Source organism: Aquiluna borgnonia, assembly GCF_013283855.1.
GTDB lineage: Bacteria > Actinomycetota > Actinomycetes > Actinomycetales > Microbacteriaceae > Aquiluna > Aquiluna borgnonia.
The window spans coordinates 1,154,394-1,168,784 of sequence record NZ_CP054056.1 but is presented as its reverse complement, the minus strand read 5'-3'; the positions used below and the strand labels follow the sequence as shown (position 1 = coordinate 1,168,784).

Sequence of the window (14,391 nt, the reverse complement as noted above, 5' to 3'; positions counted from 1 at the left end):
TCTAGTGGCTGGAGGGGGTGGTCTCGATTTCGGAGCGGTCGCCTGACCAAAGCGTGTGGAACACACCGTCGAGGTCGACGCGCTTGTAGGTGTGAGCACCAAAGAAATCACGCTGGCCCTGCACCAGTGCTGCAGGCAGGCGCTTGGCACGCAGTCCGTCGTAGTAGCTCAGGCTCGAGGCGAATGCCGGGTTAGGGATTCCAGCCAGCGAGCTGTGGGCAACCACCTTGCGCCAGGAAGAGAGCGATGCGTCAATAGCGTTTGCGAAGTACTCGTCAAACAGCAGGCTCAGCAGGTTCTCGTTTTTGCCGTAGGCATCCGCGATGCGGTTTAGGAACTGAGCGCGGATGATGCAGCCACCGCGCCAGATCTTGGAAACTGCACCCAGGTTGATCTCCCAGTTGTATTCCTTGGCGCCTGCGCGAATGGCATCGAAGCCCTGCGCGTAGGCAACGATCTTTGATGCGTAAAGTGCCCTGCGAACATCTTCAACGAAGGCATCGCGGTCCGCAATGCTCCAGGCTTCGGTGTGGCTTGCCATCCCCGAATTTCCGGCACGCTGCGCTGACTGAGAGGAGAGGCTTCTGGCGAAAACCGCCTCTGCGATTCCAGACACCGGAGTGCCCAAGTTCAGCGCGGTTTGAACGGTCCAAACGCCAGTGCCCTTGGACCCTGCTGCATCAAGCACCACGTCAACAAATGGCTTGCCGGTCTTGGCGTCCACCTGCTTCAGCACCTCGGCGGTGATCTCAATCAGGTAGCTCTCAAGCTCACCCTTGTTCCACTGCACGAAGATCTCCGCAATCTCGCTTGGTGTGAACCCACCTGCCTGGCGCAGAATGTCGTAAGCCTCTGCAATCAGCTGCATGTCCGCGTATTCAATGCCGTTGTGAATCATCTTGACAAAGTGGCCTGCACCATCGGTGCCAACGTGCGTTACACATGGTTCCCCTTCGGCAACCGCAGCAATCGAAGCTAGAATCGGTCCAAGGGTTTGGTAGGCCTCTTTAGAGCCTCCAGGCATGATCGATGGGCCCTTAAGCGCACCTTCCTCACCACCCGAGATTCCAGCCCCAACAAAGTGGATCCCCTTGGCGGAAACTTCCTTTTCCCTGCGCAGGGTGTCCGTGAACAGAGCGTTGCCACCATCCACGATGATGTCGCCCGGTTCAAAGCGCTCGGTCAGCTGGTGGATGACCGCATCGGTTCCAGGACCGGCCTGAACCATGATGATCGCGGTTCTGGGCTTTGCAAGGGATGAGACAAATGCGTCAATATCTGCAGCCGCGATGAAGTTTGCTTCCGGGTGCTCGCTAACTAGAAGATTGGTGCGCTCCACGGAGCGGTTGTAAACGGCAACTCGGTTGCCCTCGCGAGAGGCAAGGTTTCGAGCCAGGTTTGAGCCCATCACGGCAAGACCTACAACACCAATGTTTGCTTTTTCAGACATGTTTTTTCCTTAGGGAAATGGTGGAAAAGATAAAAGCTAATCGCGCATCAATGGGCGGAAATTTGACTATAGGTTACCCCACAAAAGCTTGTCATGGGCGGGTTTAGTCCTTGATTGGCGTATGCAATGTTAGGTTCGGGGGAGTATGAATTCACGCTCCAGAACCCTAATCTTGGCCGCAGCCCTAGCCCTTGCGGCCACCTTTCCAACCCCTGCGCACGCTGCCAGCTGCACACCAGCAAAGCAGTTAGCTTCGAGCAACATCAAGCAGTTGCATGCCGAAGTGGTGAATGCTCAAACCGGTCAAACTTTGTTCTCGGTTGCAGAGCAGGAGGCTCAGCGAACAGCCTCGGTGATGAAGGTTTTGACCGCGGCAGTAGCGCTAGACGTGCTTGGTCCGGACCACGTGGTGACCACGAATGTTTATAGCGATCCGGCTAATCCGGGGAGTATTTATCTAGTAGGTGCGGGGGACGTGACGCTTTCTAGGATGCCGGGCAACATCACCTCTTACTACGCCAAGGCACCAAAGCTGGACACCCTGACCAAGCAAATTGCGAGCTGGGCCAAGAAGAATGCCGTAACCATCAGCAGCGTAACCATTGATAATTCGCTCTACGGATCGGACGCCGAATGGCATAAAACCTGGAGCAAGAAAGGCCTCTCCCAGGGCTACATGGCCCCGGTGTCAGCGCTTCAGATTGACGCAGGACGCCTGACCTCAACCAAGTACAAAAACTCCTGGCTCTCAAGGCGAACTTCAACTCCTGTGAAGCAAGCCGGGGAGTTATTTGTGGCATCGCTAAACAAGAGCAGCCTCGCCAAGGGAATCAAAGCCCAGCAGGGAAAGCTTCCGGAGGGGGCCGTTGTGATCGCCTCGGTATCTTCTCGCCCTATGAGTGAGTGGATCGCGAACATGCTCAGAGTCTCAGATAACTCACTGGCCGAGGCGCTGGGTCGGTTGTCCTCGATAGCAGCTGGATTTGACGGCAGCATGGCTTCGCTAACACCTCTTTACCAGAGGGTCTTGGGAGCGCGAGGAATTGATGTCTCCAAGGTCAAGATCGTTGATGGCTCTGGGCTATCTCGTGAAAATGCCGTCCCTGCCTCAGTCGTGACGGACCTTCTCGAGTTGGTTCACCAGCAGGTCGGAAACTATGCGGTGCTTGAGGCTGGGCTGCCTGTCTCTGGCAGCGACGGCTCCTTGAAGTCAAGATTTGCAACCGGATCAAAAACAGCTACCAAGGGGTTGGTGGTGGCTAAGACTGGCTACATCACAACCGGCTACTCGTTGGCCGGCTACCTGACGGCTCGAGACGGTACCAAGTTGATCTTCACTGTCTATAACCTCGCTCCGAGCGTGGGCTATAACCAGCGCTTGGCAATGGACAATCTGGTCTATCGGTTTTACCAGTGTGGGGCAAGCCTCTCCGGATAGTGCACCGAGCGCGGGATTCACTAGGACCATGTAACTATCGGGCTTCGCGCCTGGTCCTTAGGTTAGTTGCGAGCGAATCTCGTCCAGCGCTCGCATCACCTCGAGGCTGAACTGGTGAGTGTGCTGCTGATTCTCAATTTCTCCTGAAATTACGCTCTCACTGACCGCCTGGATCATGTGTGCGTATCCAGCACCCAGCTTGGGAACCTCGAGCTCCTCTATCTCTGGAACGTCATGATTTTCCGCATAGGTCTTGATGGTCGCCTTGGTGGCAGCCCAGAAAGCTTCGTGGATTTCAATAATGCCGGCATCCCCAACCAATCTTGCGGCCAGTCCCAGGGAGGTTGCCAGGGAGGAGTTGCCGCGGCCGACCACACCATTGGCAAATTCAAACTGCGTCATGGCAAGGGCATCCGTGCCGTTGGGGTAGTTGTAGCCGTGGGCAGCAATCGATCTAATCCCACTGTCTGCAAACCAGCGGTTTAGCGATGTGGTGTAAACACCTTGGTCCAGCGAAGAACCGCCACCCAGCGCAGCATCAAATAGCCTGTGGCTCTGATCGAAGGTTCTTCGGAAACCAAAGTTTGCCTCGATCAGCCTTAGCTTTCCGATTCGTCCAGACTTGACCATTTCTTCGAGCCTCTGGTGCAGCGGCAGGAATTTCGTCCACATCGCCTCCATTGAAAATAGCCCCTTGGATTTGGCCAGTGCGTAGATCTCCTCAGCCTGCCCAGCATTTTCCATGAAGGCCTTTTCGACCAGGATGTGCTTACCGGCCTCGAGGGCTGCCTTGGCCATCCAGTGGTGCTCGGAGTGCGGGGAGGCGATGTAAATCAGGTCAATGCCGGAATCTTCCAGAGCTTGCTCAAAGGTCATGGAGCTAGCCTCGACACCCAGTTCCTTCAGCTTCGCATCAGCTCGATCCGGGTCTCTGGAGACCAGTGCCTTTAGTTCGGTGTTCTCCACCAGGGCGAAGTCCTTGAGAATCAAATCGGCCATTAGGCCAGTTCCAACCATTGCCCAGGTGACCATCAAATCCTCTTTCTAGCGGTGCTTGCTCACTCTATTGGAGTTGGCGAGCGAGCGAGCCATCGATGGGAAAACCAGGCCGTGCATCGGCCATACCATCCACCAGTAGAAGTGACCGAATAAACCCTTGGGGGCAAAGATTGCCACCTGGGTAAGTACTGCACCACCGGTCTCGTAGTCCTGCTCAACACCAAATTCCAGCCAGGCAAGGCCGGGAAGTTTCATCTCTGCCCTTAGTCGGAGCAATTTCTGCGGGATGATTTCCTCCACCCGCCAGAAGTCGAGAGCATCCCCAACAATCAGGTGTTTGGGGTCACGTCTTCCTCTTCGTAGACCCACTCCGCCAACCATGCGGTCCATCAGCCCACGTAGCTCCCAGGCCCAGCTAGCGGTTGAGTATCCGTTGTCACCGCCTATAGCCTCAACCCGCTCAAAAACTTTTGCCACCGAATCTGTGGTGTGGGCGATTCGAATGTCTTTGTAGAGAGTTCCTCCAGCCCAATCTGGATCAGTTGGAAGTGGCTCGGATGGGGTGCCGGGTGAAGACGCGTCTGACCAGCGGGTCTCCACTCGAGCTTCCTTGATCCTCACAAGGGCCAACTTCACGGCGCGATCAAAGACCGTTAGTCCTACCGATGGTTCAGGAATCAGATCCCTGATGCGATTGTCAGTGGCAACCACCTCGTTCTTCAGGCTGTCTACCAAACGCCTTGCCAGGGTGACCGGAACCGGAGTTACCAAACCAACCCAAGCGCTAGAGAGTCGAGGGGTTAGCACCGGCAACGGAATAATCCAACGTTTCTTTAGCCCGGCCGCCTTGGCATAGCGCTGCATCATCTCGGCATAGGTGAAAATTTCTGGGCCGGCAATTTCGTAAATATCTGCGTGCTTGTTGTCTAGACCAGCCGTGCCAACCAGGTATCGCAGCACGTCTCTGACCGCAATTGGTTGAATGCGATTTTTTACCCACTTCGGGGTGGTCATGATCGGAAGTCGCTCGGTTAGGTAGCGAAGCATTTCAAAAGAGGCTGAACCACTCCCGATAACCACCCCAGCTCTGAGTTCAAAAGTTGGCACTCCCGATTCAGCCAAGATGCGACCGGTGTCCAGTCTGGCCTGAAGGTGAGGAGAGGCCTCCTGGCCAGCGGTGATGATGCCACCGAGGTAGATAATCTTGCCAACAGCATTTGCTTTGGCAGCTTTGCCAAAGCCCTCTGCCATGTTTCGCTCAAGCTGCTCGAAGTCACCCTTTACCAGCAGGGCGTGCAGCAGGTAGTAGGCGACATTAACACCGGATAGCGCGTTGTTTAGAACCTCAGTGTCAGTGGCATCGCCCTCAACCAATTCGACCTGGTTAATCCAGCTGTGGTCGCGCAGTCGCTGGGCGTTTCTGGCCAGCACTCGAACCTTGTAGCCGGCATTTAGAAGTTCTACGATCAACCGGCCACCAATGTATCCGGTGGCGCCGGTCACCAAGCAGAGCGCGGGCTGATCGCCGCGCTTGAGGATGGTTAGACCCTTGGTTATCTCCGATGACATGGGATGCAAAACCACCTTTTCGCTAGAGCGATTCCCGCTTGGATTCTTGCTCAACCAGCTGATCCAGGTCGGACAGCCGCTTCAATCCTGCCAGTGGCTGACTCATCCGGTGGTTCTTCGAGAAGCGTTCCCGGTTGTGATGCAGGAAATTCCAATATCCAGCGGTGAACGGACAGGCATCCTCACCAACGCGCTTGGCTGGATCAAACGGGCAGTCGCCACAGAAATTGGACATCTTTTTTATGTAAGCACCACCGGCCGCATAGGGTTTTGTCGACATCATGCCGCCATCGGCGTATAGCGACATTCCAATCACGTTCGCCGGCATCACCCACGGGGTGCCATCGGCAAAGGCATCTATGAACCAGTTATTCACCTGGCCCGGGTTGTAGCCGCGCTGCATAGCAGCGTTGCCCAAGACCATCAGGCGGGGAATGTGGTGGGTCCAAGCATTTTGGTTTACATCTTCAACCGCGTGAGAGAGGCATTTTGCCGAGATCGCCTTTGAGTCCAAATCGGCCCAGGCCTTCGGTAGAAGGGCGTTAGCCTCGAGCTCATTCTTTTTCTCGTAGCCATCACCAAAGTGCCAGTAGAGCTGCCAAACGTAATCGCGCCAGCCGATGATTTGCCTTACGAAACCCTCAACGCTCTCTAGTCTTGCGGTGCCAGCTCGGTAAGCCTGTTCTGCTCTTGCCACCACCTCTAGTGGCGAGAGCAGCCCCAGGTTCATGGGAACCGAGAGCAGTGAGTGCGACATGGCCCAGTCATTTTTATCCATGGCATCTTCGTAGGGACCGAAGAGGTCGAGTCTGTCTCGGATGAAGATTTCCAGTGCTTCGAGAGCCTGTGATCTTGTGGCTGGAAACTTTCGCGGGCCATCAACCCCCATGAACTTGGCCCTGCCGGATCTTTCAAGTTCGTCAAGTTCCGCCCGAACCTGCGCGTCAAGCTCATCTTCTACCGGCACAAATGGGTGTGGAACGCCGATTCCAGCTTTTGGGGGAGGAAGGCGATTATCGGCATCAAAGTTCCACTGCCCACCTGAGGGTTCGGGGCCATCCATCAACACCCCTAGCCGCAACCGTTGCTTGCGGTAGAAGTCCTCAAGCCGAAGCCGCTTTCCAGCGCCTGCAACGAAGTTCTCCCAGTCCGCAAAGCTTGAACAGAATCCAGGGTTCGGAAGTTTTTCCAGCCCCAGCGAATCGCAAAGTGCCAGGAATCCCCGTGACGAGGGGAAGGCCACAGAAGTCAAGCCGGGGTGGTCTTTGAGCTCGCGGTAACTCTCTAGCCTCACAGCGGTGACATTGGCATCTTTTGCCCGGGCCAACTGGGCGTAGCGAATGAGGTGTGCCTTTTGCCGATGATAGGTGCGCTTGGCAAACTGGCTATCAACTATTGGCAGCAGCAAGTCGGCCTCCAGTTCAAAGTGGGGCCCCAGTTGATCCGCGAGTAAAAGCTGCATGGGTTATCCAACCCCGGATTCAGCAGGGAACTTCCGCATCGGGATTAGTTTGCGCTCTAGGGAGTTGAACTTGGCATGGGCAAACTCAATGAACTGGTGCAAAGGTACGACTCGGTGGTTATCCACCTGATGGAAAGAATCGGTTTGCCGTTTCTAAGGTTCGCAATCGGAGCCGTATTTATTTGGTTTGGAGCCCTGAAAACCATTGGGGAACTGAGTCCCGCATACGACCTCGTGGCGGCGACGGTTTATTGGCTTACTCCAGAGATTATCGTGCCGCTGCTAGGACTCTGGGAGGTTGCGATTGGTTTGGCTTTTTTGTTCCCGCCGCTGACCAGAATTGCAATCTTGCTACTCGCGCTTCAGATGCCCGGTACCTTTTTACCGCTGGTGCTGTTGCCCGAGGTGTGCTTCACAATCTTCCCGTTCGGCCTTACTTTGGAGGGTCAGTACATCGTGAAGAACCTTGTGATCATTGGTTCGGCTTTGGTTATTGGCTCCAGGGTGCAGGGCATGAAAATGGGTAAATCCGTTCCCCAATAGCGAACTCACCGTGCCCAGATTGGCTTTATTTCGGGCTTTGTGCGAGAGTGGGTGGACACAAAGGAGTGATAACTCGTGTCCAAAGTGCATAACCCAAAACACGATCCTGCTGGTTACAGAGTGGTTCCTGACACCACTCGAGCAATTGATAAGAACACCGTCAAGCGGCTACTCGAACAAGAGTGGAAGCGTTTTGAACAAACCACCCAGGCATCTGGAACAGAAAACAAAATATCGTCTAAGTCGCTGCCGCTCGGAGTAACCTCCAGCTTCCAGCACTGGGACCCATACCCAATCTCGGTAGTTAGCGCCCGAGGCGCCTACGTCAAAGATGTGGATGGCAGAAAACTACTAGACCTATCCATGGGCTTCGGAGCCATGATGGTGGGTCACCTAAACCCCAAGGTGGTTCGCCGTGTTCAGCGCGCACTACGCAGAACTGGAACCCTGTTCGTGACTCCGTCGCCGTCGGCGACCGAGGCTGCGGAGGCATTCAAGAAGCGATTCAAGCTGGACATGGTGAGATTCACCAACTCCGGCACCGAATCACTGATGTATGCAATCCGCACCGCCCGCGCTGTCACGCGCAAGAAGGCGATCATCAAGTTGGAGGGTGGTTACCACGGTGGGTATGACCCGCTGCAGGTTTCCGTGAAGCCAAAGCTGGAAAACATCGGTCCGGCCGAGGCGCCCATCCCGGAGATCCCATTTGAGAACGAACCTGGCGAAGTCTTCGTAGTTCCCTACAACGACCTGCCATACCTCGAGAAAATCATGGCCGAGCACGCTGATCGCATTGCAGCATTTGTACTCGAACCGGTGATGGAGAACATCTCAATTGTGTTGCCGGATGAGGGTTATTTGCCCGCCGTGCGTGAGCTTTGTGATCGCTACAACATCGCCCTGATTTTTGATGAGGTCAAGACAGGTCTAACCGCTGGAATCGCTGGTGCCTCACACCGCACAGGGGTAATCCCTGATCTGGTGACACTGGCTAAAAGCATCGGAGGTGGACTTCCGGTTGCTGCCTTTGGCGGCAAACAGAAGTACATGGACGCCGTGGTGGATGGCCGCATGGCTCACTACGGTACCTACAACGGCAACCCGCTTGTGATGGCGGCAATTATGGCTGTTGAGGAACTGGTTACCGACAAGGCCATGGACCGAGCTGAGAAGATCAACGTCAACACCCTCAAAAAGATTGACGCAATTATTGCTCAGTATGAGCTCCCCGCCCACACCGTGGGTATGGGACTCAAGGGTGCAATTACCTGGTCAACTGCTCCAGTGCGAAACTACCGGGACTTCAAGGCAGTTGACTTTGAGATGGCCGAGTTGAGCTGGATCTGGGGCATTAACCGCGGCATCATCACCCCTCCGGGGCTTGATGAGCAGTGGTTAGTCTCCCTCATGCACACCCAGAGGGACATGGATAAGCTCGTAGAGCACTTCAGGGAGATGGCGGTGGCGCTGCGCTCCTAGAACATAGGAGAACAGATGACCCCCAAAAAATTATTCACTCTTTTCGCAAAAAGTGAGGCAATCACCTGGACGCTTCTGATCACAGCCCTTGTGATCAGGGCGTTCGGGGATCCAATTCCCCACATCGTCACGGTGGCGGGCTCAATCCACGGCGCGGTGTTTTTGGGTTATGCGGTCACCGCTGTGCTAGTGGGAATGAACCAGCGCTTTGGATTTGGAAAGTTACTCTTGGCGGTTTTCCTCGCAATCATTCCCTTTGCAACGATTCCATTTGAGCGCAGTCTCGAGCGTCAAGCCGCCCTCGAAGGACCTTGGCGAACCGAGCGAGGTTCAGACCTCAGGGATGCCAGCTTTATCGACACCGTGTTTCGCTGGTTCATCGCCCGGCCGCTTGTGCTACTGGTGATTCTGGTGGTTCTAATCCCCGGCATCTTTGCGTTTCTGCTGTTTCTTGGACCACCCACCGAGTGGTTTGATTAAAGAAAAACCGGGTCGATTTCTCGACCCGGTTTCTTTTTAGCTTTGCTAGTAAGTTGCGAACAAACTAGGGAAAAGTGCTCCGATGATCAGCATTGCTGGAAGCATGCCGACAAGCACAATGGACTGCACGAGCTCCCAATCAATCTTCTTCATCAGGCTCTCTCCGTCCTAGTCGCGAACTTCGTGCTTTGCGAACTCTGCGTCGTCTTCCATGCTCTTGATGCGAGCGATGGTGAAGATAACGAGGCCGAATAGACACTTAGCCAAGATGTCGGCAATGGTGTAACCGGTCTCACGCAGAACGAAGCTGGACTCCTCGAAACCTACCGCGTTCATGTTTGCGATGAAGGCGATTGGGTAGACACCCCAGGTAGCGAGCAATAGTAGGCGTAGTTCCTTCACCTTGCGCTGTACAGCTGCGGACTGACGCTCCAGGCTCTTGCCTAGCTCTACGAACAGTACATACAGGATGTATAGGAAAGGAATGGTGGAGAGTAGACCCCAGACAGATGGTGGAATGCCCATGATGTCTAGCTGAGCGTCACCTGGGTAGCCCAGGCCGATCATTAGCGCTGCTGCTGGCACGAGGCGAACTAGCAGGGAGGTCTGCATTGCGCGGGCTAGACCTAGAACAGCAACGGTCTCAACCAACAGCAGTGGCACGGTTAGGAACCAGTCCACGTAGCGGTAACCCACGTTGTAGACATAGCCTTCAATGGCGTCTGGACCGTAAGCGTGCTCGAAGCTCTCGAACATACGGAAGTAGTGATACGCGGCGATACCGGTAACGGTTGCCGAGATCATTACCGCCATGCGGTAGCGAGGCAGGACGCGGTCCTTGGCCATGAATAGGAAAATGGTGGTGAACAACATGGCTGCGATTCCCATCGACAGCATGTTAAATACGAGGCTGTATCCACCCTCACTGATTACTGAATTCATCTTTTTCGAAAGTCCTTTCGATGACTTTGATCTTGTTAGTCAGAAGTCCACTCGTCGGGCTTGTGGGCCCAGCGAATCGGCTACTTTGCGCGACTCACAGGGTTTTAACAGCTGCAGGGGTAGGTAATTCCCAAACTTATAACGTTTCCATCACATCATTTTGGCCAGTTCGACTTGCTAACCTGCTAGCTAGGGACAGGAGCCGGTGTGAAGACTGAAGGTTTGGCATTGCCAATCACCTACCCGGACGAACTTCCGGTCTCAATGCTTCGGGCAGAAATCACCGAGGCAATCAAAAAACATCAGGTGGTTGTGGTGGCTGGAGCCACCGGCTCGGGCAAGACAACTCAGATTCCCAAGATGTGCTTGGAGCTTGGAAGAACTTCAATTGCTCACACTCAGCCAAGGCGAATCGCTGCCAGATCGGTCGCAGAGCGCATCGCTGAGGAGCTGAAGGTAGAGCTAGGCCAAGAAGTCGGCTACCAGGTCCGCTTCACCGATACCTCTTCAAAAAGAACTCGCGTCAAGGTGATGACTGACGGCATTTTGCTCAACGCCATGCAATTTGATCGCGACCTGAAGCAGTACGACACCATCATTATTGACGAGGCTCACGAGCGCAGCCTGAACATCGACTTCCTGCTCGGGTATCTCAAGCAGCTGCTTCCCAGGCGCCCGGACCTCAAACTCATCATTACCTCGGCAACCATTGACCCGGAATCCTTTAGCCGGCACTTCGATAACGCGCCAATCATCGAGGTTTCGGGGCGAACCTTTCCCATTGAGATTCGCTACCGTCCGGTGAATCAAGAGCGGCAGGAGGCTTCCGACCCGGATCAGGAAACCACGGCCGATGATTACATAGACGCGGTGGTTTCGGCACTTCGTGAACTGCAAGCCGAACCGGACGGCGACGTACTGGTTTTCCTGTCTGGTGAGTCTGAGATTAGGGATGCCCAAGAGGTGATCACCGGAGCCTCGGTTTCTGGTGCGCTGATGAAGCAGCTTGAAGTTTTGCCGCTTTATGGAAGGTTGAGCGCGAGCGAACAGCACAGAGTGTTCGATCAGCGGAGCAAGCCCGGCGTAAAGCGAAGGATTATTCTGGCCACCAACGTTGCCGAAACATCGCTGACCATCCCAAACATCAAATACGTGATTGATGCTGGAACGGCAAGAATCTCCCGCTACTCCACAAGGCTTAAGGTTCAACGACTTCCGATTGAGGCAATCAGCCAGGCAAGCGCGAATCAGCGTGCTGGTCGAGCCGGCCGAACCTCACCCGGCACGGTGATCAGGCTCTACTCCGAAGAGGATTTCAAGGCAAGGCCGGAGTTCACCGACCCCGAAATCCTCAGAACCAACCTGGCGGCCGTCATCCTCCAGGCGGCGAACTTGGGACTTGGTGACCTCGCTAAGTTCCCTTTCCTGCAACCCCCCGATGCCAAGGGGGTCAAGGACGGCAGGGGACTCCTGCTGGAACTTGGGGCCATCAAAGCAACTGAGAGTGAGATTTCGCTAACCCCGCTTGGCCAGCAGATTGCCCGGCTACCGATTGAACCGCGCTTCGCTCGCATGCTCCTGGAGTCCAGGCAGCACGGCATCACCCGAGAGGTGTTGATTGTTACCGCAGGTCTAACCATTCAAGACCCCAGGGAGCGCCCGGTTGAAAACCGGGAACGGGCAGATCTGCTGCATTCCCGATTCACCGATTCCGGCAGTGATTTTTTGACCCTGGTGAATCTTTGGAACTACCTCGAGGATCAGCAGCAACAGCTATCTGGCTCCGCTTTTAGAAGACTCTGCCGCTCCGAACACCTGAATTTTTTGAGAATTAGGGAGTGGCAAGATTTGGTGCGACAGCTTTCGTCGGTTATCAAGCCGCTGGGTTTGAGCATTGGTCCCAAGCGGGTGAATCCTGAGGGAATACACAAGTCCATTCTTTCCGGGCTAATCAGCCAGATTGGTTTGAGAGTTGATCCGAAGCCCACATTTGTGAACGGTAAGCCGCAGCGAGCTAGGCCTTCGCGCGAATACCTGGGGGCCAACGGCAAACGTTTTTTTGTCTTCCCAGGTTCGGCGCTCGCTAAAAAACCACCGGCTGCCATCATGAGCGCTGAGCTGGTTGAGACCTCCCAGCTGTTTGCACGAATGAACGCCAGCATTGACCCGGCATGGGTGGAAAGCCTTGCGGCTGAGCTATGCAACCGATCAATCTCAGACCCGCACTGGGAGAAATCTCAGGGGGCTGCGATCGCAACCGAGCGGGTCACTATTTTTGGTTTGACCCTGGTTGCGGCAAGGAAGGTTCAATACTCCAGGCACGATGCTCTTCACGCCCGAGAACTTTTTATCCGGCATGCCCTGGTGGCGGGCGAATGGGATTCCAAGCAGGGCTTCGAACGCGAGAACCGAAAACTGCTCGAGCAGCTTGAATCGGAGGCCGAACGGGCTCGAAGGCCAGACCTGATCCCCGATGAGGAAGACCAGTTCAGATTCTTCAATAACCGAGTGCCGCTCGATGTGTTTTCCACCCGAAGCTTTGAGGGCTGGTGGCGCAAGGCCAAGTTGGAAAAACCGCAGCTTTTGAACATGACCCGGGCCAACCTCAAGGAGGTTTCCATTGAGGCACCCGATGAAAATGAGTTTCCCGGCAGCTGGATAACCTCGGGACATCAGTTTGAACTGCAGTATCGCTTCGCCCCCGGAGAGATTGAGGATGGAGTCAACATCTCAATCCCGGTTGCAGTGCTGCCGAGCCTTGAAGCAGCTGAATTTGACTGGCTGGTTCCTGGAATGCGTCTAGAGTTGGTTACCGAATTGCTTCGCTCACTTCCAAAGGCGATTCGTAGGAATGCCGTTCCAGCCACCGACTGGGCCAAGAAGCTGTTGGCGGAGCTTCCCGAGCAGCCCTCGGGGTCTCTTGTTGAAAGACTGGCAGCTGACCTACAGGCTCAAATTGGAGCCAGGGTTCAGGGGACTGATTTTGATTTCGAGAAGCTTCCACCTGCGCTGCGAATGACCTACTCGGTTATCGACCAAAAAGGAAAGCAGCTTGCTAGCTCGCTCTCATTGGCTGAACTGCAGCAGCGCTTTCGGGAGCAGGGCCGAGTCGAGGTGGCGAAGGTGGCCACCAAGCTCCATGTCGAACTCGAAAGACAAGATTTGCCGGGCTGGGATTTTGAAAAGCTCCCCGAGGTCTTGACCACCACATCTGGCAATAACACTGTCAATGCCTACCCTTCCCTTGTGCTGCGCGGGAGCAAGGTTGACCTGGTGGTTCAGTCCTCAAAGGATGAGCAAATTCGCCAGCATCGCTTTGCCGTTGCTGAGCTGGTCAAGCGTGAAATCCCAAACCCGGCTAAGTATGTTGAGTCGCACCTGAAGCCAGAGGAGAAGTTGGCCATCTCTGCTCTCTCCTACCAGAGCTTTGGCAAGTTTGTTGAGGACGTGATCGTTGCTCTGGCACTCAGCGAGATAGAGCTCAAGAACTCCGAAGGCTTGATCTTCAATCGAGCAGACTTTGAATCCATTCGCGATTCTGTCCAGGCCAAGGTGCTGGAGGTTTGCTTCGATACGGTGTCCAGCTGCGCCAAAATCTCAAACGCTAATCGGGATGCGCTGCGGGCAATTTCTTCAGCCAAGGCCATTGACTTTTTATCGGAGCTCTCTGCTGAGAAACAGCACATCGAACAGCTGCTCGGCGGCAATTTTGTCAGCGCAACCGGTCTGTCAAGACTTCCAAGACTCCCGGTTTACCTCAGGGCGATTGAGGTGAGGGTCAACAAACTTCAAGAAAATCCGAACAAGGACCGACTTGCCCAGGCAGAACTCAACCAAGCCCTTCAGGCTTATGAGTCAGCCGGAGGAAGACTTCCACTCCCAAGCCATGCCAGCGCAGAGATTGTTAGAGCCAGATGGCTACTGGAGGAACTCAGGGTCAGCCTGTTCGCTCAAACGCTCGGGACAAGCGAACCGGTTTCGGTTCAGCGAATCCGGAAAGTTTTGGCGGGCTAAACCCAAATAAGT

At 54.9% G+C, this 14,391-nt stretch carries 10 protein-coding genes; 5 read left to right on the top strand and 5 right to left on the bottom strand.

Annotation, left to right across the window (positions count from 1 at the left end):
* Nucleotide 1: 1 nt before the first annotated feature.
* Nucleotides 2–1,450, bottom strand: a complete 1,449-nt coding sequence (gene gndA, locus HRU87_RS05975) for an NADP-dependent phosphogluconate dehydrogenase (RefSeq protein ID WP_173494003.1) — start codon at nucleotides 1,448–1,450, stop codon at nucleotides 2–4.
* A 145-nt stretch (nucleotides 1,451–1,595) separates the two neighbouring features.
* Between gndA and dacB the strand changes: the two genes are divergently transcribed.
* Nucleotides 1,596–2,888, top strand: coding sequence for a D-alanyl-D-alanine carboxypeptidase/D-alanyl-D-alanine endopeptidase (gene dacB, locus HRU87_RS05970; RefSeq protein ID WP_173494002.1), 1,293 nt, complete (start codon nucleotides 1,596–1,598; stop codon nucleotides 2,886–2,888).
* A gap of 57 nt (nucleotides 2,889–2,945) precedes the next feature.
* Here dacB and HRU87_RS05965 read toward each other — a convergent pair whose 3' ends face one another.
* The 3 genes from HRU87_RS05965 to HRU87_RS05955 are packed head-to-tail and all read right to left on the bottom strand — an operon-like array spanning nucleotide 2,946 to nucleotide 6,918.
* Nucleotides 2,946–3,920 carry a Gfo/Idh/MocA family protein gene (locus HRU87_RS05965; protein ID WP_173494001.1) on the bottom strand — a complete coding sequence of 325 codons (975 nt, stop codon included), beginning with the start codon at nucleotides 3,918–3,920 and terminating at the stop codon, nucleotides 2,946–2,948.
* Nucleotides 3,921–3,932: 12 nt separating this feature from the next.
* Nucleotides 3,933–5,456 (bottom strand): SDR family oxidoreductase, encoded by a 1,524-nt coding sequence (locus tag HRU87_RS05960; RefSeq protein WP_173494000.1) that lies wholly within the window; start codon nucleotides 5,454–5,456, stop codon nucleotides 3,933–3,935.
* A 22-nt stretch (nucleotides 5,457–5,478) separates the two neighbouring features.
* A complete protein-coding gene (locus HRU87_RS05955) occupies nucleotides 5,479–6,918 on the bottom strand; it encodes a cryptochrome/photolyase family protein (RefSeq protein WP_173493999.1) in 1,440 nt (479 codons plus the stop codon).
* A gap of 75 nt (nucleotides 6,919–6,993) precedes the next feature.
* Here HRU87_RS05955 and HRU87_RS05950 point away from each other — a divergent pair, with 75 nt between their 5' ends.
* The 3 genes from HRU87_RS05950 (at nucleotide 6,994) to HRU87_RS05940 (ending at nucleotide 9,423) form a co-directional block, all read left to right on the top strand.
* A complete protein-coding gene (locus HRU87_RS05950) occupies nucleotides 6,994–7,461 on the top strand; it encodes a hypothetical protein (protein WP_173493998.1) in 468 nt (155 codons plus the stop codon).
* A 75-nt stretch (nucleotides 7,462–7,536) separates the two neighbouring features.
* Nucleotides 7,537–8,943: an aspartate aminotransferase family protein gene (locus HRU87_RS05945; protein WP_213086387.1), complete on the top strand. Its 1,407-nt coding sequence runs from the start codon at nucleotides 7,537–7,539 to the stop codon at nucleotides 8,941–8,943.
* A 15-nt stretch (nucleotides 8,944–8,958) separates the two neighbouring features.
* Nucleotides 8,959–9,423: a DUF3817 domain-containing protein gene (locus HRU87_RS05940; protein ID WP_173493997.1), complete on the top strand. Its 465-nt coding sequence runs from the start codon at nucleotides 8,959–8,961 to the stop codon at nucleotides 9,421–9,423.
* A 168-nt stretch (nucleotides 9,424–9,591) separates the two neighbouring features.
* On the opposite strand, the gene HRU87_RS05935 is transcribed toward HRU87_RS05940, so the two are convergent.
* Nucleotides 9,592–10,365 carry a bacteriorhodopsin-like gene (locus tag HRU87_RS05935; protein ID WP_173493996.1) on the bottom strand — a complete coding sequence of 258 codons (774 nt, stop codon included), beginning with the start codon at nucleotides 10,363–10,365 and terminating at the stop codon, nucleotides 9,592–9,594.
* 207 nt (nucleotides 10,366–10,572) lie between these two features.
* Between HRU87_RS05935 and hrpA the strand changes: the two genes are divergently transcribed.
* Complete coding sequence (hrpA, locus tag HRU87_RS05930; protein ID WP_281359127.1) at nucleotides 10,573–14,379, top strand: ATP-dependent RNA helicase HrpA; 3,807 nt, start codon at nucleotides 10,573–10,575, stop codon at nucleotides 14,377–14,379.
* The last annotated feature ends 12 nt before the right edge of the window (nucleotides 14,380–14,391 follow it).